The sequence below is a fragment of the Maribacter aurantiacus genome, from assembly GCF_005780245.1.
GTDB classification, from domain to species: domain Bacteria; phylum Bacteroidota; class Bacteroidia; order Flavobacteriales; family Flavobacteriaceae; genus Maribacter; species Maribacter flavus.
Genome location: NZ_VBUK01000002.1, coordinates 209,855 through 231,242 on the forward strand (window position 1 = coordinate 209,855; position 21,388 = coordinate 231,242).

The 21,388-nt window shown below is 43.1% G+C and carries 17 protein-coding genes; 9 read left to right on the forward strand and 8 right to left on the reverse strand.

The window, feature by feature from the left end; translation table 11 throughout:
• Window positions 1-5: 5 nt before the first annotated feature.
• The gene (locus FEK29_RS06140; protein WP_138257544.1) at window positions 6-1,355 is read left to right on the forward strand and encodes a Gfo/Idh/MocA family protein; all 1,350 of its coding nucleotides are present in this window, start codon (window positions 6-8) and stop codon (window positions 1,353-1,355) included.
• Window positions 1,356-1,373: 18 nt separating this feature from the next.
• Here the strand turns inward: FEK29_RS06140 and FEK29_RS06145 are convergent, their stop codons facing one another.
• Window positions 1,374-1,973: a YdeI/OmpD-associated family protein gene (locus FEK29_RS06145; RefSeq protein WP_138257545.1), complete on the reverse strand. Its 600-nt coding sequence runs from the start codon at window positions 1,971-1,973 to the stop codon at window positions 1,374-1,376.
• 4 nt (window positions 1,974-1,977) lie between these two features.
• Complete coding sequence (pepT, locus tag FEK29_RS06150; RefSeq protein ID WP_138257546.1) at window positions 1,978-3,204, reverse strand: peptidase T; 1,227 nt, start codon at window positions 3,202-3,204, stop codon at window positions 1,978-1,980.
• Between the two features lie 69 nt (window positions 3,205-3,273).
• Between pepT and FEK29_RS06155 the strand changes: the two genes are divergently transcribed.
• Together FEK29_RS06155 and FEK29_RS06160 are read left to right on the forward strand one after the other, a co-directional pair.
• Window positions 3,274-3,720, forward strand: a complete 447-nt coding sequence (locus tag FEK29_RS06155) for a hypothetical protein (RefSeq protein WP_138257547.1) — start codon at window positions 3,274-3,276, stop codon at window positions 3,718-3,720.
• A gap of 77 nt (window positions 3,721-3,797) precedes the next feature.
• Window positions 3,798-4,838 carry a quinone-dependent dihydroorotate dehydrogenase gene (locus FEK29_RS06160; protein ID WP_138257548.1) on the forward strand — a complete coding sequence of 347 codons (1,041 nt, stop codon included), beginning with the start codon at window positions 3,798-3,800 and terminating at the stop codon, window positions 4,836-4,838.
• Window positions 4,839-4,844: 6 nt separating this feature from the next.
• Here the strand turns inward: FEK29_RS06160 and FEK29_RS06165 are convergent, their stop codons facing one another.
• Entirely contained in the window at window positions 4,845-5,267 is a 423-nt protein-coding gene (locus FEK29_RS06165) for a Dabb family protein (RefSeq protein WP_138257549.1), read from the reverse strand.
• A gap of 338 nt (window positions 5,268-5,605) precedes the next feature.
• Here FEK29_RS06165 and FEK29_RS06170 point away from each other — a divergent pair, with 338 nt between their 5' ends.
• Together FEK29_RS06170 and FEK29_RS06175 are read left to right on the forward strand one after the other, a co-directional pair.
• Window positions 5,606-6,226 carry a LysE family translocator gene (locus tag FEK29_RS06170; protein WP_193554880.1) on the forward strand — a complete coding sequence of 207 codons (621 nt, stop codon included), beginning with the start codon at window positions 5,606-5,608 and terminating at the stop codon, window positions 6,224-6,226.
• Window positions 6,227-6,279: 53 nt separating this feature from the next.
• Entirely contained in the window at window positions 6,280-7,149 is an 870-nt protein-coding gene (locus FEK29_RS06175) for a hydroxymethylglutaryl-CoA lyase (protein WP_138257551.1), read from the forward strand.
• 28 nt (window positions 7,150-7,177) lie between these two features.
• Here the strand turns inward: FEK29_RS06175 and FEK29_RS06180 are convergent, their stop codons facing one another.
• From FEK29_RS06180 to FEK29_RS06200, 5 genes are all read right to left on the reverse strand, one after another.
• Complete coding sequence (locus FEK29_RS06180; protein ID WP_138257552.1) at window positions 7,178-9,400, reverse strand: TonB-dependent receptor family protein; 2,223 nt, start codon at window positions 9,398-9,400, stop codon at window positions 7,178-7,180.
• Between the two features lie 201 nt (window positions 9,401-9,601).
• Window positions 9,602-11,800, reverse strand: coding sequence for a PepSY domain-containing protein (locus FEK29_RS06185; RefSeq protein ID WP_138257553.1), 2,199 nt, complete (start codon window positions 11,798-11,800; stop codon window positions 9,602-9,604).
• Window positions 11,801-11,809: 9 nt separating this feature from the next.
• The gene (locus FEK29_RS06190) at window positions 11,810-12,295 is read right to left on the reverse strand and encodes a DUF2271 domain-containing protein (protein ID WP_138257554.1); all 486 of its coding nucleotides are present in this window, start codon (window positions 12,293-12,295) and stop codon (window positions 11,810-11,812) included.
• A gap of 96 nt (window positions 12,296-12,391) precedes the next feature.
• Entirely contained in the window at window positions 12,392-13,882 is a 1,491-nt protein-coding gene (locus FEK29_RS06195) for an ankyrin repeat domain-containing protein (RefSeq protein ID WP_138257555.1), read from the reverse strand.
• Between the two features lie 3 nt (window positions 13,883-13,885).
• Complete coding sequence (locus FEK29_RS06200) at window positions 13,886-14,821, reverse strand: DUF6607 family protein (RefSeq protein WP_138257556.1); 936 nt, start codon at window positions 14,819-14,821, stop codon at window positions 13,886-13,888.
• 99 nt (window positions 14,822-14,920) lie between these two features.
• Between FEK29_RS06200 and FEK29_RS06205 the strand changes: the two genes are divergently transcribed.
• From FEK29_RS06205 to FEK29_RS06220, 4 genes are all read left to right on the forward strand, one after another.
• Window positions 14,921-17,017 (forward strand): TonB-dependent receptor plug domain-containing protein, encoded by a 2,097-nt coding sequence (locus FEK29_RS06205; RefSeq protein WP_138257557.1) that lies wholly within the window; start codon window positions 14,921-14,923, stop codon window positions 17,015-17,017.
• Between the two features lie 13 nt (window positions 17,018-17,030).
• On the forward strand, window positions 17,031-17,897 hold the full coding sequence (locus FEK29_RS06210) for an IPT/TIG domain-containing protein (protein WP_138257558.1): 867 nt from the start codon (window positions 17,031-17,033) through the stop codon (window positions 17,895-17,897).
• Window positions 17,898-18,126: 229 nt separating this feature from the next.
• Entirely contained in the window at window positions 18,127-19,599 is a 1,473-nt protein-coding gene (gene guaB / locus FEK29_RS06215; protein WP_138257559.1) for an IMP dehydrogenase, read from the forward strand.
• Between the two features lie 228 nt (window positions 19,600-19,827).
• Window positions 19,828-21,375: a BACON domain-containing protein gene (locus FEK29_RS06220; protein WP_138257560.1), complete on the forward strand. Its 1,548-nt coding sequence runs from the start codon at window positions 19,828-19,830 to the stop codon at window positions 21,373-21,375.
• The last annotated feature ends 13 nt before the right edge of the window (window positions 21,376-21,388 follow it).

Below are 21,388 nucleotides of genomic sequence, written 5' to 3' on the forward strand. Positions count from 1 at the left end.
AGGACATGTTTGGTAATAGAAGAGAATTTATTAAAAAGAGTACAGCAGGTTTGCTCGTATCAGGAGCTACATTTATGTTTCCCATGGAGCTTTTGGCGGCCATGAGAAAGAAAGTTGGTCCCAATGACACCGTAAATGTGGGGCTCATAGGTTGCAATGGTATGGGGTTTTCGGACCTTTCGTCGTTTCTTAAAATGAGCGACATCAATGTTATTGGTCTATGCGATGTAGATGAAACCGTATTGCAAAAGCGTACTGCCGATTTGGAAAAGGCCGGTATCAAAAAGCCCAAATGGTACAAGGACTATAGAAAACTGTTGGAAAATAAGGATATTGATGTGGTAATTATTGGAACGCCGGACCATTGGCATTGTTTGCAATTGACCGATGCATTACAGGCAGGTAAGGATGTCTATTGTGAAAAGCCCATTGCCAATTCCGTTCAGGAGGCGAATATCATGTTAAACTATGTTGGGGCCAGCGATCGCATGGTCCAAATAGGGCAATGGCAGCGTAGCCAGCCCCATTTTGTGGATGCCATTGATTTTGTGCATTCCGGTAAATTGGGCGAAATCAGGTTGGCAAAGGCCTGGGCCTATCAAGGTTGGATGAAACCCGTGCCGATTGTACCGGATGGTACCGCTCCTGCAGGGGTTGACTATGATATGTGGTTGGGGCCCGCCACCCAAAGGCCCTTCAATCCAAATCGTTTCCACTTCAATTTTAGATGGTTCTGGGATTACGCAGGTGGCCTTATGACGGACTGGGGCGTACACCTGATCGATTATGCCTTGTACGGAATGAAGGCCAGCACACCTAAGTCCGTAATGGCTTTGGGAGGGAAGTTTGCCTATCCGGATGATGCCTCTGAAACTCCCGATACCCTACAAACAGTTTATGAGTACGATGGATTCTCGATTTTATGGGAACATGCCACAGGGATAGATGGAGGTAACTATGGAAGGAACCACGGAATCGCATTTATTGGAAACAATGGGACCTTGGTGTTGGACAGGCAAGGTTGGGAAGTGATTCCCGAAACGGAGTTCCAAGGTTGGGGCAAGGATGGTATTCCTAAAATGGAAGCCATGAAGTTCGATAATGGCGGTCAAAGCGGGTTGGACCTACACACCCAAAACTTTATGGAGGCCGTAAAGAGTAGGGATGCTTCCAAGCTAACTGCACCGATCAAGGTAGGCTATGATGCCGCTTTGGTGTCTCACATGGGTAACGCGGCCTTTAAAACAGGTAACCGAATTTATTGGGACGATTCATCCGGTAAGTTCAAGAACGAGGAAGCGAATCAATACTTGATGGCCAACTATCAAAATGGTTGGAAACTGCCCATGATCTAATTCCTTGGTGGTGAATGGTTAACGATATTGGTCGTTAAGACCCTTGCCGACTGAAATCATAGGAAGAATTTTGGCCAATCTGGAAATTTTCGTCTTTTCCATTTTGGCCTCATTTATATACAAAGCATAATCCCGCTGTTTTGTCTGTGAAAGGGAGTCAAAGGCTTTTTTTGCTTCAGGGTTGTTGTTCAGCGCCTTTTGAAGTAATTCCGGTAAAATGAGTTCGGCGGTTTGTTTCTTTTTTATGGGTGTTATCTCAATTCCTTTTTTCTGATTTGCAATAGCTGCGTCAATATATTCTTTGATCTTTTCGGCATCTATTTCGTCCTCACCATTAAATTTCCAATGGCGCATGGCCTTGGTCTTCCCTTCTTGGACATTCTCCAGAAGATTATAGGGGTCTTTGAGGAGACCGCCATTAAAGAACCAAATAGCAAAATGATTTTTAAATTTCCCAATGGCCACTACATTCTTGTTATCCAAGGTGTAGGTAGGAAAACTCCATTTGTAGGTTTCTTCCAATCCCGATTCCAAAATTAGGCTCCTTAATCGTAAAACGGCCGAATTAAAAATATGTTCCTCTGAAAAGAATACATCCAGTTTTTCCGATATTTCCATGATCTCAACTTTTGGTAGCTGTAAGTTCGCAAATTTTAACAATTACGGCCACGGCCTTCTCCATACTTTCCACCGGAACATACTCGTACTTGCCGTGAAAATTATGTCCCCCGGCAAAAATGTTGGGGCAAGGTAGGCCCATAAAGCTCAGTTGGGAACCATCCGTACCGCCACGGATCGGTTTAATAATTGGCGTTATGCCAACGGATTCCATGGCCTCCTTGGCAATTTCAACAATATGAAAAACGGGTTCTATTTTTTCCTTCATATTGAAATATTGGTCCTTGATTTCCAAAGCAATGGCATCTTTATTGACGGCATTGAGTTGTGAAACGATATCCTGCAGAAGTTGTTTCCTTTTCTCAAAACGGGATTTGGAATGATCCCGAATTATCAATTGGATCTCCGCATGTTCAATTTCACCCTGCACGTGGTGCACATGAAAAAATCCTTCCCTTCCCGAAGTCTTTTCGGGAACCTCCGCTTCGGGTAGCATGGAAATGATTTTATTGGCGATGAGCAATGCATTGACCATTTTGTTCTTGGAATAGCCGGGATGGACACTTTTTCCCGCGACACTGATTTTTGCACTTGCGGCGTTAAAGTTTTCGTATTCCAGTTCCCCTATTTGGCTCCCGTCCATGGTGTAGGCCCAGTCAGCACCAAATTTTTCCACATCAAAATAATGGGCGCCCCGGCCAATTTCCTCATCTGGGGTAAACCCAACTTTTATCGTTCCATGTTTTATCTCCGGATGGTTGATAAGATATTCCATGGCCGTTATGATTTCGGCGATTCCCGCCTTGTCATCGGCACCAAGCAGCGTAGTTCCATCGGTAGTGATGAGCGTCTGTCCTTTGTATTGGAGTAAATCATCAAAATAATCCGGGGAAAGCACAATGCCCTTTTCAGGATTCAGCACAATATCTTTACCATCATACTCCTTGATGATCTGTGGGTTTACATGTGTCCCTGAAAAATCAGGCGAAGTGTCAAAATGGGATATAAAGCCAATGATGGGTATCTCGTAATCCAGGTTGCTGGGAAGTGTCGCCATGATGTAGGCCCTTTCATCGATGTATACATCGGTCATCCCAATTTCCTTTAATTCACTTACAAGTTTGTGTGCCAGGTCCCATTGTTTTTGGGTGCTTGGAGTGGATTTGGAGTTTGGGTCGCTTTGGGTGTCTATCTTCACATAATCCAAAAAACGTGACATTACGTCTTTCATATCTTCGGTTTTTATCCAAAAATAGCTTTTATATTGTATTTTCGTCATCCGTTAATAATCTATGTTTCCATGCGGTTTCTAGCTTTTAAGACCTTTCTTTTGGTTCTGATTTCCTTTTCGGTTAGGTCCCAGGCAGATTGTCTTCTGGGGGTGGGAATCACTGAAAACGATTCGCTCGCGGATATTTTCCAGATGAACGATGTTCAAAAACAGGAGCTTTTGAATCTATCGGCCGAGTTGAAATATAGAAATGAGATATTGAACGTTCAGCTTGAAAATGTTTATAATAGGCACCCACAAAATACGGTGGAGGAATTGAATCAATTGGCTTTAAAGTACCGCAATGTCATGGATAGCATGCAGTCGGTTCAATCCATGATAGACAAAAAGTTACTCGCATTATTGAATCCGAAACAGTACCAATTATATTTGGATCTTTGTCATGAAGCCTCCCGTTCCCCTTTTGTGATAACACCAAAAGTGTATTCCGATAGCATTCCCCCAAAACATAAATAGGCAGGATTGAATTTTAAGGGGATGACATCAGGACTATAAAGTTCGCACTTTGTATTTTTGCAAAAATTCAACCCAAGATGTATAAATCGGTAATACGGCCAATCCTGTTTTTATTCGACCCTGAAAAGGTCCATCATTTTAGCTTTGCGTTGATCAAGATCATTTCAAAAGTGGGACTTTTAGGGCTACTGAAACCAGTCTTCACCTTGGAGGACGAACGATTGGAGCGCGAGGTTTTCGGCCTTAAATTTAAAAATCCGGTTGGACTGGCCGCAGGATTTGACAAGAACGCCGTCCTCTACAATGAACTATCGGATTTTGGTTTCGGGTTTGTGGAAATAGGGACGTTGACACCAAAACCGCAGGACGGAAACCCTAAAAAGCGGTTATTTCGGTTGAAGGCAGATAGTGCCATCATCAACAGGATGGGCTTTAATAATGAGGGTGTTTTTGAGGCGGTGGAACGATTGAAAAAGGAGCATAGGGTCTTGATTGGGGGAAACATCGGTAAAAACAAGGTCACACCCAACGATGAGGCCATTAAGGATTACATGATTTGTTTTGATGCCCTATTTGATTATGTGGATTATTTTGTGGTGAATGTAAGCTCACCAAATACCCCGGGCTTACGGGAACTTCAGGATAAGGAACCCTTGACAAGGCTTTTAAGGGAATTGGAAGTGACCAACAAGAAGATGGCTGCCGATAGGTCCGTTAAGCGTAGACCGATTTTATTGAAAATCGCTCCGGACCTTACCAACAATCAACTCTTGGACATCATCGATATTGTGGCCGATACCAAAATAGATGGGGTGATCGCCACCAATACGACGGTCGAGCGAAAAAACCTCAAATCCCACGGACTGCTCTTGGAAGAGGCCGGTGGCCTTAGCGGTAAGCCCTTGAAGGATAAAAGTACCGAGGTCATCCGGTTTTTAGCGGAACGTAGTAACAAAGCCTTCCCAATTATTGGGGTAGGGGGCATCCACGCACCACAGGACGCCTTGGAAAAACTACGTGCGGGGGCCGACTTGGTCCAATTGTGGACCGGTTTTATTTATGAGGGACCCATCTTGGTCAAGAAAATAAACCAAGCGATCCTGGCGGAAGAGGTTTAGAAAACTTTAGTTGGAAGTCCAATAATCCATCACGTGCACATCGTCCAAATGCGGGCCTAGGACGGCCCCAAAGGCCTTATGATCAGGATGTGGTAGATAAATGGCCCTATCCTCCTCGCTTTTAAAGGACAAAAAGAACACATGGGTGAAACCTTTGTCCAAACCTTCCGGACTATTGTTTATGCCCCATTCGTATCCCGCAATTTGGGGTATCTTGGAAGGCAGGGCATGGAAGGCATCTTCCACTTTTTTAATATCCTCGGCAGAAGTTCCATCCTTGAATTTAAAAAGTACCACATGTCTAAGGATGCTGTCGTTGGCCGGTTCCATAGTGTTTTCCGTAATTGTGTTTGTATTGTTGTTGGTGAAGCTGTAGCTGACAAAGGCTATAACTACAAGTGTTACTAAAGATAGTATTGATTTTTTCATTTGTTATTCTTAAGGTTGATGAATCTGTATTTGAGCATTACTTTAACTACCGATTTGGATTTTCAATAAATTTCCCTCGATGAGGATTTCATTGGATTCAAATTTTGAACAAGATATAAAAAATCGGTTAGGGTATCATATCATTTCCAATTTAAGAAGGTGTCAATTTACTTGTTCATTTTCCCTTTGCCATCAATGTGAAAATAGCAAAGAGCCCGGGCTATTTACAATCTTCACGGCTTCGGCATAGAAAAAAGCAAAAGCGTAAATTTTGGCACATTCCTAAACCAGAACTGGTATTATTTGTATTTTTCAACGATGGAGAAAAAATGGGGAATTTGAATTATTCCGTACTGATCGCTTTTTCATTCGCGACGGCCGCATTGGCCATCTCACCGGGGCCCGATAATATATTTGTCCTGATCCAAAGTATGGTCAACGGTAAAAAATACGGTCTGGCCACCGTGGCCGGACTCATGACAGGCTGCTTGGTCCACACCACGTTGTTGGCTTTTGGTGTTTCCGCGGTCATTAAGGATAACCCAAACGTGTTTTACGGCATAAAGGTTTTTGGGGCTTTATACTTGCTTTACCTAGCTTTTAAAGTGTTTAAGAGCGATAGTGATATTTCTTTGAATAAAAGCGGAAGCAAAAAGAAAGGTATGTTTTCCTTATTCAAACAAGGTTTTATTATGAATGTTTTGAACCCAAAGGTCACCATATTTTTCCTTGCCTTTTTTCCAGGTTTTCTTTTTTCCGATGATATCAGTACCGTAGTCCAGTTTTATATACTCGGTTTTCTTTTCATTTTCGTGTCCTCCTTGGTGTTTGGTGGCATTGCGTTTTTATCCGGTAGTATAGGAACCTTGGTTCAGAAGAATGAGGTTATTGGCGTGGTATTAAAATGGCTGCAAATAGTAGTTTTTGTTGGCTTGGCAGTTTATTTGTTGCTGGGTTAAGTCTTTGAGATGTTTGTAGGTATTCTTCATCATTCAATTTGTATTTTTACAATATGTCCAACACCAAGGTAAAGCTAATAGAATGCCCAAGGGATGCCATGCAAGGTATCAAGACTTTCATTCCTACGGATGAGAAGGTGCGCTATCTGCAGTCTTTATTGGGCTGTGGTTTTGATACGTTGGACTTCGGAAGTTTTGTCTCACCAAAGGCGATACCCCAAATGGTGGATACGGCCGAGGTATTGTCCAAATTGGACCTCTCAAGGACCAAGAGCAAATTATTGGCGATCATTGCCAATGTCCGGGGGGCGGAGGATGCTGTAAAGCATACTGAAATCGATTATTTGGGATTTCCCTTTTCCATATCGGAGAACTTTCAGATGCGGAACACGCATAAGACCATTGCCCAATCGGTAGAAACGCTCCAGGAGATTTTTAATATTGCCGATGCCGCGAACAAAGAGGTGGTCACCTACATTTCTATGGGTTTTGGAAATCCGTACGGGGATCCATGGAATGTGGAAATCGTAGGGGAATGGACGGAAAAATTGGCCTCCATGGGTGCCAGAATCCTCTCCCTTTCCGATACCGTGGGAACTTCGGATCCAGAGAATATCGAATACCTGTTCTCCAATTTAATACCCAAATATCCGCTCATAGAGTTTGGGGCACACCTGCACACTACCCCCACTAAATGGCATGAAAAGGTGGATGCCGCCTACAAGGCCGGCTGTCGTAGGTTTGACGGGGCCGTACAGGGTTTCGGCGGTTGTCCCATGGCCAAGGACGAGCTAACCGGTAATATGCCTACCGAAAAAATGTTATCCTACTTGACGGCGCAAAAAGCGGAGACCAACGTAAACTGGATGGTATTTGAGGCCGCTTACAACAAGGCAACGGAGCTATTTGGTAAATACCACTAGCATAAAATGCTCGGTTTCATCCATCAATTTAGTACCGTAGTTCCAGACCACCAAAAACGCCAAATGGCATACCGGGTCTTAGGCCGGCAGGTACACGGGCTACCGCATACCTTTCATCCAAAAGGTTCATTGCATTGGCAGTTATCGTGATATGATCGTTGTAGCGAAATTTAGTTCCCAAATCCAAAACTATGTTGGAATCGACCTTCTCATTGGCGGGAATGGAACCCGTTCCCGCTTTGGTCCTGAACGCTCCGTTAAAACGTCCGTTTAGATGGACTTCAAATTTTTTATACTCGATACTGGCAGCGGCATTTAATTGGTGTTTTGATAAATAGGGCAATTCATCCCCTTCGTTTACCGTACCCCAAATATCGTTTTCACTACCAAAACTATTCTGGAATTCCGTGTCCGTAAAGGTATACCCCAAAGTAATGGGTATGGAGATATTTGTATTGGATGACAACAAATCGTAGTTTAATAGTACTTCAATGCCTTGAACAATAACTTCTCCCGCATTGAATTGGTCCAAGGAACCTGTACCACCGGTTGCTGCGAGATCACTTCCCAAAAGATTGCTATAGTCATTGTAAAAACCGACCAACTCCCCAGAGAGGCCTGAGTACGTAAAACGTGTACCCAATTCATAATTCACACTTTCCTCCGGTTTTTCCCCAACCTGATTGCTTGGAGGGGAAAATCCTTTGTGAATACCCCCAAAAAGGGATACATTATCAAAATTATAATTGAATCCGATGCCTGGTATAAAAACATCTACTTTATTTTCCCGTGTGGAAATGTTTGTACCTGAACGTTCCGGATCGCTACTCCCGTAATCTGTTCTTCCCAATTGAATATTTTCATATCGAATACCGGGGGTAAGTGTTAGGTTCTTGTATTTTAGCTTGTAAAGTGTATAGGTGGAAAAAGCACGCGCATCACTAATTCTATTTGCGTCCGTTCCTGCCAAACGATTGGTAACGAGTTCCATAATGCCATTGGTTATCCCGTAATCATCCACCCATTGAAATCGGTCTTCATCATCATAGTGGTAACGCATTCCCAACTCGAAATCGTGCACCGAATTTGTGGTACTCCAACGGTGGTTCAGTTTTGTTTGAATACCCGTGGATAGATATTCCCTATTGTTGGCTTTTACGGCAATGACATCATTATTCGTGGTATTTGAGTTTCCACTAATGACATCATAATATGCCTGTAGGTCGACCGGGTTTTCAATAATATTGGCGATACTTTGTCGCTCACCATTTACCGTTACATTATCTATTTTGTACCAGTTTCGGTTGAAATCATTGAGGTAGGCGGTAGTAGTAAGTGAGGTATTTTTGCCCAATCCAAGTACGTGGGTCAACATAAACTGAAGGTGCTCCGTATTCATTTCATCCCTTTGAGAGCCCGCGTACCTTCTAAAAGGGTTTAGGGAAAAGTCGGTCTCAGTAAGTCCCAAATATGTTTCGTTGGAATCTTCATTGGAATATTGGAACTTCAATTCAACGGATTGTGGAACTTTGGCATCGGCATTGGAATTGACCCTAAATTTTGCGACCAGGTCATTTTTATCAAAGCCCGTATTCTCTCCATTGTCCAAATCTTTGAAACCATTGGAATTATAGTTCAGGTATTCAATGGCATATCCAAAGTTTTTTTTCGTATCCCCTACCTGGGTATGGATTCGGCCACTGTTGAAGCTTCCAAAGCTCGAATTTAAAAAGATGCCAAAACTGTCTGGCACCTCCGTGGAAATCATATTTAATGCCCCTCCGGTAGTGTATGGGCCATATTGCACCTGACTACTACCTTTGAGTATCTCTACGGCCTGCATGCGGCCTATGGTGGGGAAATAATATGCCGAGGGAGCGCTATACGGAGCAGGTGCAATGAGAACGCCATCTTCCATGAGTGTAATTTTAGAACTTCGCTCAGGAGAGGTACCCCTTAGACTGATGTTGGGTCTAAGGCCAAATCCATCCTCCTCGTAAACGTTTACTCCCGGTACCCCTCGAAGTGTTCGATTGATATCGGTATAATTGAATTTCTTTATTTCCTTGGGAGAAATGTAAAAAGCAGATCCTGTTCTATTCTTTGCCTCGAATTTACTACCTAAAATGGCATTGGCTTTTAGGGTAACCTCGTTCAAATGGATGGAATCCATGGTTGTAGTCTGTGTTGGCTGTTGCCCTTTCAAGAATGTACTTAGTAATAGAATGGGGATAGCGATGCACTTTTTCATTTTATTTGGACTTATTCAAAATAATTTGGGCAAATGTATTGGGTTCTATTCTATTTGCAAAACTTATTTAGAACAAATAAAAATAAATTTGACTTCTATTCCTTGAATGATTTACCAAAGGCTTTTGGGGTTTACCGGGAACAACTTGCCAATCCATCAATATGGTTTTTTTTAAGGAAGTGAGCCTATGCGACGTAGTATTTAATAACAATCCATTTTCAATTGCCCCTTGGCTTCAAAATCGCATAGGGACGTAGCGAGGTGTTCCAAGGTACTTTTTTCAAGAATTTCCAGTACATCTTTCTGCATACGTAATGCCCCACAAATCATGACGACCGCACCGTTTTTTAGGCTTTTGGAAATGAATTGGGAATCTCGTTTCACAAGGTCCTGGACATACGTATTGGAACCTTCGGTACGTGACAGGGCCACTTCTAGGGTCTTTAGTTTTCCGGCACTTTTGAGATGCTCCAAATAGGGGGTGTAGATTTCTAGGGAGGTTTTGTATCGGCCACCCCAATACATGTGAATCGGAATTTTCCTATTGTTTTCCGCAATGATTCCCAAAAAGGGGGCAATACCCGTACCATTAGAAATACAGATAATCTCCTTCGCCTTTTTTGGAAAATGGAAATGGGGATTTGCTTTAATGCCAGCTTTAAGGTTTTCCAAGGGTTTTAGAGAATCTAGGTAATTTGAAACGATACCAAATTCGTGTTTCTTGATGCTCAGTAGCATTTCCTGGCCTAGTTTGGCAATGGAAAACCACCTGGGGATTCCATCCTCCGTGGGTCTGTATTCCAACAAATCCCCAGATTGGAACTTGGCATTGCCTTTTGCTTTGAGTCGGATTAAAAAGGTATCGTCCCTATTGGGTTCGATTTTGGATACCACTTCAAATTCATGCAGTTTTGGAATTTTATTTTTGATGCCCATTGCCGGAAGTTCCAAATGCTCCCCCGTCGCTTTGCTCCATTGTATGGCCCATTCCCTAAAGGCATCATAGAATTGATTGTCGATTTTATAAAGGGGAATCGTTTGCTCAAAACCGGATGTTGCAGCCAGTCCTTTTTCAACATCGATGGCGTATTTGCAATAGTTGGGATAGAGGGTGGAGCCAAAACCGATGACAGCATATTTCAACGGATTTGGCTGTTGTACGGTCTCCAATAAATCCATAAACTTTCGGGCATTGGTGGGAGGGTCCCCTTCCCCGTAGGTCGCCGTCAGGATAATTAGATGTTCCGCTTTTTTAAACGTTTTATACTCATTGAGTTGACAAACAAGTACTTCCTTCCCCAATTTGTTCAATGCTTTTTCAAGTAACTTGGCGAAGCCGAAAGTGGTCCCGGTTTCGGAGCCTACCAAAATGACATGCGAACAAACATCGGCATTTTTATGGTCAAATTTTACCGAGTTTTGGATGCGTTTTCGCCACATCACAAAACCCGAGTAGATAAAAAACAGTAGAGAGGAACTGGCCAGTAATAACACCAAAGACCATAGCATAGAACCTTGTCCCGTGTGCAAGGTCAGGCTTAGTTTGCTTGCCAAGAATGTGAACGGATATGGTTTTTCGCTTAAAATTTCGCCCGTATATTGGTGGATATAGATTTCCTTGTCATTGAGTGCAACCTCAAAATAATCCTCGGGAAAAGGGGTGAAGGGAAAATTTACGTTTCGTACATCGGCCAAGGAAATTGTTTTGAAAATGTCCAATTCTTGGAGCCTTACCGATTCGTCCACGTCTAAATCGGGATTAACCCTTTCATGAACAACGAGCGTGCTGGGAAGCAAGGAGAATTTTTCAGCGGATAGAAATGCTCCTGTCGCGGCCAAAATGAGAATCGGAACCAGAAACAATCGACCCAAAATGACATGGTATCGCAATTCAAAATAATCCTTTTGGACCTTGGAAAATAACTTTGAAATGCCTCCCTGTCTTTTTACGATAAGTACCAGGCCCGTAATTGTAATAAGGCAAAGTAAAAAAGAAACCAGTCCCACGAAGAAGCGACCTGCGCTTTTTAAAAAGAGGGAGCGGTGCAGGTTCGTCGTAAATTGAAAAATAGGATGTTGCGGGGACGGTTCGCCCAGGGACTCACCAGTTTTTGGATGGATGTATAGCCGTTTGCCTTCGCCATCGTTGGTAAGTACATCGGCAAGGACAAAATCGTTCGCATCCACTTCAATACTCAAAACCTCCTCGTACTCCGCTTGAAGTGTACCTATAGTTTCGGCCAGGGTCACTTCCGATAACGCTACCATATTATAGGGTTTCAAGGCTCCCTGTATAGGCTCAAAAGCCAATATAATCCCAGTTATGGACGCCAAAATCAAAAAAAGGCCCGTGGATAGGGCCAAAAGTAAGTGACTATACCTCCAAATAGAGATGGTCATACACGTATTTTATTGTTGAATCATTCGTACATATCGGATAAAACCCTTGCCATCCTTTTTGGCCGATAGATTTTCCGTGGTAAGGTCAAACTCCAGATCGTCCTTGTAATATTCCTGGTCCTCTACGGCGGATTCGAATCGGATTTTGTATCCAGAGTCGATTTTATCCGTCGGGATGTTCAAAACGGTCATTTTGCGTTGCCCGCCCGTAACGGTCTCACCCACTATAGCATCGAGGTTAGGCCGTCTGATACCATAAATTTGCTTCCACCATTCTTCCAGGTCACGGTACCATTCATTATCATCGCCCTGAACGTACAAGGTTTCTTGATACTTGCCATTACCGTCCAAAATGGACACCACGATATAGGCCCCTTCACCCTCGTAATTGGTGAGCTGGATCATACATTTATAGGAAGTGGTTTCGGTGGCAGTGCCAAAGGCCAGCAGTGCTAAACTGACGATGGTCATTATCGGGATAAAAAACTTTTTCATCTGTATTCTTTATTGTATTTCATAGGTTCGATGCAATTCGCCAATAATTATCTCGGTAGGTATCAAGACTTGTTATGGCTCATTTCATTCTTTAACTTATATTTTTAAAAAATCCAACGCTACGTTGTGCTTTTGCAACAATTCGTTTTCACTTGCCAGATCGTAGACCGTTTCTTCAAATTCGGTTTTAGCAGAAATATTGGCACCTCTCTGAATTAAATACTTTAACATGTCTTCGTTATCGGATGACATGGCGGCAAAGTGTAGTGCTGTGATGCCATCCCCATTTTTTTGATTGACGTCGATTTCCAAACCCTCCAATCGCTTTAGGAGTGCCAAGTTGTTGGCCTTGGCCGCAAGATGCAACAGCGTGTTGCCATTGCCCTGCTTTTCGGTCATAGATAGACCGGCTACTAGAAGTACGTTCCACTTTTCTTCAAACTGAGCGGTATTTTGGGGATTGTAATTTTGAATCAGGTAATAGGCAACGGAATTTCCGTCGGTATCCAATGCGCTTACGTCCGCACCACGTTCCAATAAGAAATCGACCACATCGGTATTGTTTCTTTCCACAGCCATCATTAGCGCATTTCTACCTTTGTCATCGGTTAGATTTATATCTTCCACATGTTTTGCCAAAAGCTCCACAACCTCAAGGTCGTTTCCGGATGCAGCAATCATAAATGGGGTTTGGCCTTTCTTGTCCTTCAAATTTGTGGAAACCCCCGATGCTATAAAATGTTCGAACAAGGGAAGGTCCTTATTCCTTCCGGCAATTAAATGCAACAGATTTCTACCTTCATTGTTGATCAGTTGGTTGGAAAGGCCAAGGCCCTCCAAATAGTCAAAGACCTCCTTGTTGTTTTGCTTCCGACGGGTTCCCCTGGCGGCCATGAACAGGGCATTCTCTCCTTCCGTGTTCACTTTTTTGTACTCCAAACCTTTTTCGGCTAGGGTTTTTAACACGGAAATATTTCCGCCTCGGGAGGCATACTGGAAGACCCCGTTTCCGGTATCGTCCGCACTGTTTAGCGGTAGCCCTTTATCCATAAAATATTGGAGCAACTCAAAAGTATCAGCTCCAGAGGATGCCAGTAACAAAGCGTTTGCACCGTTGTGGGTGGTCGCTTTTACGTCCGCTCCATTTTCAAGAAGGGCATCAAAAATTTGGGTATCCGTTACTCCAGAATTAGCAGCAAAGTTGATTACGGAATATCCATGGGCGTCCACTGCCGCGGCATCAGAACCCTGGTCGAGTAGGTATTTGACCAATTCCAGGTTTCCTGCGTACGCGGCCCAGTGCAGGTAAATTCTGCCATCATGGGTCAATTTAGCAACACCGTTACCTTCTTTGGCGATGATATGTGCCATGGTTTTGGTATTTACCTTTTGTAAAATGGCGTAGGTGGGACCATCAAAATAGACGGCGTTACGCTCCGTAATGTCGTGTCCTTCCTGTATCGTAGCCTCAACCTCTTGTATGGAAGGATTATTGTTCCAATAGTCCCTTTTCAAAAAAGGGTTTTCCTGTGCTGATATGCCCACACAAAATACGAGGGTGGAGATGGCACTTAAAATGATCTTCATGACTTACTTACTTTTAAGGGCTACCTTGGAATCTTTTTCTGTGACGAAGGAATCTATGATTGCTCCAATTTTATCGGCGCTTGTAACTTCATCTTCGAACAAGTGCTTGTAAAGTACTTTATTGTCCACTTTTTCCTTTAGCAACAAATCGGTATCCTTAGCAAATACTTCGTCCCATTTGTCACGCACCATGGCCCATTTGTCATCATTCGCCGTCCACCAATCGGCCGCAGCTTTACAGCGCGCATCCGGAACCTTTACATAGGTATTGTACCCTTTTTCCTTGGCCAATAGGAAATCGGCCTCCCCATCCTTACGGACTATTTTGGAATTGTCCTGATCATGTACCCAACCATCGTCGGTAATTTCATGTCGGTTACCGCGCATGGTAAGGTTGTAATCGCCTCGGGTCGTGTATTCCCTTCTGGGCAATGGGGCAGGTGTTGTGTTTTCCCAATAACTGGTTCCATCCACATGCACCCAAGAGGCACTCCCTTCATACCTTGGACTGTCGTCTACCTGATAGACTTTTTGAGTCCACTGTCCCGCGACCTCATTTTTAGGTTTTTGGGTGTAGTTCCATTCGTTATCACCATTGTAAAGGTAGAAATCCGTGTTTTCATACAACCAATCCTGTCTCCAGTGTTTTACGATCATGGGTTCTGCAGGATTCCCTACCTGTAGTATATGCTGAATTACAATCTTGTCGTCTTCATCAGTTACCAATTGGGCCCATTCCAGACCTTTATCCACCTTTGTCTTTGATGGTTTATATAATGAATCCTGACTGTAATTAAAGGTTTCGGCAAAGTTGAAGGTTACTTCAAAACAGCCGCACATCTCCTTTATGGATTCTTGGTCCTTCTCCTTTTTGGTCTGGGCAAAAACGCTCGCTCCCACCAGAACGAACATTACGGTAAACAACTGTACTCTTTTCATTTTTTATAGATGTTAAAGTTTAGGATTCGTTGATTTTTTTATTCAGTTTATTTAGACTGATTTAAAATAATAATTATTTTTGAGCCAAATTTATACAGAATGAGTCTAAATAAAAATAATTTAACGTTAATTTTTTTCACCCTTTACCTAACATTCGCCCTAGGGCAGTTGGAAGAAAGAAGAGACTCCATTCTGATGCAAGATTTGGATGAGGTAGTAGTCACAGCTACCAGAACGGTTAGACAATTATCCTCACTGCCCTTGCCGGTTACCTTGATTCCCAAAACCCAATTGGAGCAAACAGGGGTCACTCGGTTGAACGAAATTTTGAACGAACAAACGGGAATCGTCATGACTCCCGATGCCACGGTGGGTGGGGGCGAGGGAGTACAGATACAAGGTATTGCCTCGGATTATGTCCTGGTACTTATAGACGGTGTTCCCGTTGTTGGGCGTAGTTCCGGTAATTTGGATCTGAGTCGGTTCGCCATTGGCAACATCAAACAGATCGAGGTGGTCAAAGGCCCTTCCAGCAGTCTTTTTGGTTCCGAAGCCCTTGGGGGCGTCATTAACATCATAACCGAAAAACCATTGACTGAAAAAATAAGCGGACAGCTAAGCCATCGCATGGCCACGTTCAACCATCATAACAGTAATTTTAGCATCAACCAACGTAAGGAGGACCTTGGTTATTCCTTTTTTTTGGATAGGCTCAGTACGGATGGTTATGACCTCGCCTCCGGCGATGTAGGGCAGACGGTAAATCCTTTTGACAACTACACATTGAGCGGTCGCCTTTTTTACGATGCTTCGGAAAAACTTGATTTCTTCGTCTCTGGCCGATTCTTTCATCAGGACTTTGACGTAGCCCCCAGTACCAGTATGGAACAGGATTTAAACCTATTGGTACGGGCTAATCACGACCCTTCTTCCAAAACGAATCTACAATATGAACTTTACTTTACTAATTATATAACCGATGAGGAATCGTTAGATATTTTGACCGATGAGGTGCTTTTGGCGAACGACTTCAATCAGAAACTGTTCCGTCCAGAGGTAAGGTTTAACCAAAAATTTGGGGAAAACACCTTTACATTGGGCGTAGGGGGCAATTTGGAAACCTTACAGCGAAACCTTTTCGCTAATAACGTTTCCTTTTTTTCGCAATATGTCTTTTCCCAGTATGATTTTACGCCTTTGGAAGGCCTGAATGTGATTGCAGGACTTCGGTTTGACAATCACAGCGAATACAATTCCCAACTAAGCCCTAAACTTTCGGTGCGGTATGAAATTTCGCCAAGCCTTGCCGTTAAAGGTTCTGTTGGCAGTGGTTTCAAGGCGCCCGATTTTAGGCAGTTGTACCTTGATTTTACCAATGCGTCCGGCGGGGGCTACTCTGTTTTTGGAAAGGAAGTGGAGGCCCAGGGCATTCAGCGATTGCAGGAAAATGACGAGATTGCCAATTTGGCCGTAAACCCCTCCCGGTTGGGGGAAAGGTTGAATGCGGAAAGTTCCATAGGGTATAATTTGGGGCTGACCCTAAAATCGGGAAAATTAACGACCGATGTAAACCTGTTCCGCAACGATTTCACGAATCTTATCGACACCCAAATCCTAGCCTCCAAGACCAACGGTCAGAACGTTTTTGGATATATCAATCGGGAACGGGTGTACACGCAGGGACTTGAAACCGATATTAAATTCAACGGGATAAAAAACCTGAGTCTTTCCGGTGGATATCAATTGCTGTTCGCCTATGATAAGGACCAGGAAGCCGCCCTGGATCAAGGCGAGGTTTTCGCTCGGGATCCGGAGACCCTACAAACCGTACGTTTGGAAAGAAGCCAGTACTTTGGTCTGGAAAATCGTTCCCGCCATACCTTTAATTTCAAGGTATTTTATGAAATCCCCAAATGGGATGCAAACGCCAACCTCAGGGTCGTTTACCGCAGTAGGTTCGGCCTTACCGATAGAAACGGCAACAACCTATTAGACGATTTTGACAATAGTTTTGTGGACGGGTATTCCTTGGTGAACCTATCCTTGGGAAAAACCCTCTTCAAGCATTACCAGCTACAGTTGGGAGCCAACAATCTTTTGGACTTTAAGGGCAGCAACCCACTCGCTTTACAGGATAACGAGGTCCTAATAAATCCTGGAATTCAATTATTCACTCGATTAAACATTACATTTTAAAATTCAAATTTTTATGAAAACATCTTTTAAACTTTGTACCATTTTATTGGTGATTTTTTCATTTGTTGCCTGTAGCGACGATGATGGCGACTCGGTACCGGAATTTGCGGTGACTAGCATTTCGCCGGAATCAGGCACGGTAGGTACCGAAATTAGAATTAACGGAACCGATTTCCCTTCCGATGTTTCCATTTCGTTCAACGGGGTTGCCGCCGAAGTCATTTCGGTATCCCCTACGGAAATCGTAACTACGGTTCCATCTGGGGCTACCTCCGGTGAAATTGGAATAGCTGCGAACGGGGTTACAAAGTCGTCTGCATCTACATTTACGGTCCTGTCCAATTTAGTTTCGGAAACTGTGTCAAACCTTGAAGCTCCCCAGACCGGAGGTCAGGGTCAACCTATTGGAGGCCCATTTACAAAATTTAGTTTTGAAACCGGGGCCGTTACGGACAGTGAAACGGATTGGGACATTGCCTTTCGAGGAACTACCATAGCGGTGAATGGCGGTACGGCTACGGGTACCAATGAGGAGCCGACAAGGAACGGTGATGCCGGGGCAACGGTAGAAAATGGGATTTTTTCCGATATCACAAGTGCCGATGGACTCTCCTTTGATCAGGATGCGGCAGGTTCCTTTGCCGTACCTGCGGGAAGTGGCGAAGGATGGTACAATTACAATCCGGCCACTTTTACGGTGACCCCTATTCCGGGCAGGATTTTGGTATTTAGGACCCATGATGGGAAATTTGCCAAGGTCGAGATTATAAGTTATTATAGGGACGCACCTGCGGAGCCAGATGCTTTTTCGGATGAATCCAGGGTTTACACCTTCAATTATGTGTACAACCCCAACGAAGGCGAAACCGCGATGGAATAAAATAGGTTGTCAGGAATCCTTACGACCGGGTAATTCTCTTTGGATTGCTCGGTTTTTTTATGTCGGTTACATTAATTTGACTTAAAAAATAGGAATGAATGAACGCTTTTTTTAGGATTTTCAAGATTAGGATACCTTTCGTAGCTACTTTGATTGAATACCCCTTTCTATCGAATGAATTATCCCAATTAAAAAACGTATATTTGCACGCAATTAAATCCTTAATTGCATGGAAGCCCACCTAAATAAAATTCTCGGAGAAGGTCTTACGTATGACGACGTACTGCTTGTACCCGCGTATTCCGAAGTATTGCCAAGAGAGGTCAATATTCAATCAAAATTTACGAGGAACATTACAATAAACGTTCCCATTATTTCAGCAGCGATGGATACCGTTACGGAATCCCGTATGGCCATTGCCATTGCCCAAGAAGGCGGCATAGGGGTGCTTCACAAGAATATGACCATTGAGCAACAGGCGCTGAAAGTAAGAAAGGTCAAAAGGGCTGAGAGCGGAATGATTTTAGATCCCGTAACCATGCCATTGAATTCCAAGGTGAAGGATGCCAAGGCCAACATGAAGGAACATAGTATAGGTGGAATACCTATTGTGGACGATGAAGGTAAGCTCATAGGAATCGTTACCAATAGGGATTTACGATTTGAAAAAAACAATGACCGACCTATTTCGGAGGTAATGACCTCGGAGAACTTGGTCACCGCGGGGGAAGGAACTTCCCTATCCGAAGCGGAGGACATCTTACAGGAACACAAAATTGAAAAACTTCCCGTAGTCGATAAGAACAATAAATTAATAGGTCTGATTACTTTTAGGGATATCACGAAACTTACCCAAAAACCTATTGCCAACAAGGACCAGTATGGCCGGTTGCGCGTTGCGGCCGCTTTAGGGGTAACCATGGATGCCGTGGATCGCGCGGAGGCCTTGGTGAATGCTGGTGTGGATGCCGTTGTTATCGATACCGCCCACGGACATACGAAAGGTGTGGTTACCATACTAAAGGAAGTCAAAAAGAAATTTCCGGATTTGGATGTAATCGTGGGGAATATTGCCACGGGCGAAGCCGCAAAATATTTGGTGGAGGCCGGTGCCGATGCCGTAAAAGTCGGGATTGGGCCAGGGTCTATTTGTACCACGAGGGTGGTGGCCGGAGTAGGGTTTCCACAATTTTCAGCCGTGTTGGAGGTCGCTGCAGCCATTAAAGGTTCCGGGGTTCCCGTTATTGCCGATGGTGGTATTCGTTACACAGGCGATATTCCCAAAGCCATTGCCGCAGGTGCCGACACTGTTATGTTAGGTTCGCTTTTGGCTGGAACGAAGGAGTCCCCCGGGGAAACCATTATCTACGAAGGCAGGAAATTCAAAAGTTATAGGGGCATGGGTTCAGTGGAAGCCATGAAGCAAGGTAGCAAGGACCGTTACTTTCAGGATGTGGAGGACGATATCAAAAAATTGGTTCCTGAGGGCATTGTGGGTAGGGTTCCCTATAAAGGTGACTTGTTCGAAAGCATCCATCAATTTGTTGGCGGGCTTAGGGCTGGGATGGGCTACTGTGGGGCCAAGGACATCGCGACATTAAAGGAGACAGGTCGATTCGTAAAGATTACAGCGAGCGGTATCAACGAGAGCCATCCACATGATGTTACTATTACCAAGGAGTCCCCTAATTATAGTAGGTAGATTATTTGGGTTATTATAGAAGATTAACTCTTGTGGTAGCTGCTCAAAATATACTTCCTTATTCCACGTTAGATTAAAAAATTAGTATAAAACTATATGGGCAGAAGTAGGTCTTTTTTTGTAATTAAATTTCTATGTGGAATATTCCTTTTCCTATCGTGTTCTAATGAAAATGATTCAGAGATAGGCAAAGATCTACAATTGATAGTTTCTCCAAATAATTTGGAGTTGTTACAAGGTGAATCAGGTACTATTTTTATTTCTTCCCAACCTGAAGGAAGACTCGAGTGGCGAATAGGAAGTAAGCCAAACTGGATTTCTTTTTCTCCTTCCAGTGGTATCTTGGACGGTACCATTGATGAAATTTTGGTTACCACGGAGGTTTCCGGTTTAACCGTTGGTTGGAACACGGGTACGGTAGAAATAATTTCAAGTTCGGCTGGTAAAAAGTTGATGGATGTATCGGTATTTATAGAAACTCCTCAAATTTCTCAAATGGCCATATCAAAGAGCATTCTGGAATTTGATTATCAAGAAGATTCAACCGAGTTTTACATTAAAAATTCAGGTGGTTTGGACTTTAATTGGACCATTAACAATCAAAATGATTATTTAACAGTTTCTCCAGACTCAGGTTTTTTGGCTATAGGTGATTCTATTTTGGTAACCTCAATTGTTGATAGAACCGAGTTAGAAACGAATATCTATGAATATTCTTTAAATATTGGAAATAATCAACAGAACGCTTTGGAGCTGCCTGTCAATATAAAGGCCTATAAAGAGGAAAAATGGATATTGGATAATGGTCAAATTGTGGATGCTGAATATGATCGAAATTATGACAAAATAATTGCGGTTTCAGAATTTCCAAACCAAATTCTTAATATTAATCCAGTTTCTCAGGGAATTCAATCATTGGATCTGAACTTACCGCCTACCAGCGTATCTATTAGTCAAGATGGTAATTTAGCCGTAGTTGGTCATGATGGATATATTTCCTATATAAATTTATCATCTATGGAATTGATTCAAATGTACAGCGTCACAACGGACGTATTTGATATTGTTTTGGGACCAAACAATTGGGCATATGCCTTTCCACGTGTAGATCAGCATGAACGTATTAGGTGTATTGATTTGTCCACTGGAAATGAGACACAAAACACAGGAAATACCATTTATGCGGGGACGAGGGCCAAGTTGCATCCTAGCGGCAGTTATATTTATGGCGCAGATAATGGTCTTTCCCCATCCGATTTTGAAAAGTATGACATTTCTGGAGGGACTGCACATTATCTTTACGATTCTCCATATCACGGTGATTTTGAATTTAGCGGAAATATTTGGATATCTGAATCTGGGGATAAATTATTTTCTAGGGCCAGGAATGTATTTAACGCTTCAGAGAATCAAACGAATGACATGACCTATAGCGGAAAATTATTAGGTGAGCAAGGAAAACGTATTTCGACTATGGATTCCCATGCAGAAGCAAATGTAATATATACTATCGTAGACGAAGGGTTATGGGATTGGGATTATAAACCTGGAGGTGTTGTTAAAAAATACACCGAAGATTTTTACAACTTCCAAGGCGAAATAGAGTTGCCAAAGTTTTTAGGAACGGATACGAATGGCAATTTTTCCCTTTTCTCGTCTCACGGGTATTTTGGCTTTTTTAATTCCACAGGTTCCCAGTTTTACGTAATAGTTAAGGCCGACGAGGAGAACAACTCGGCAGTTAGATGGGGTATTTCCACTATAACTGTTGATTAATGTCAACTGATAT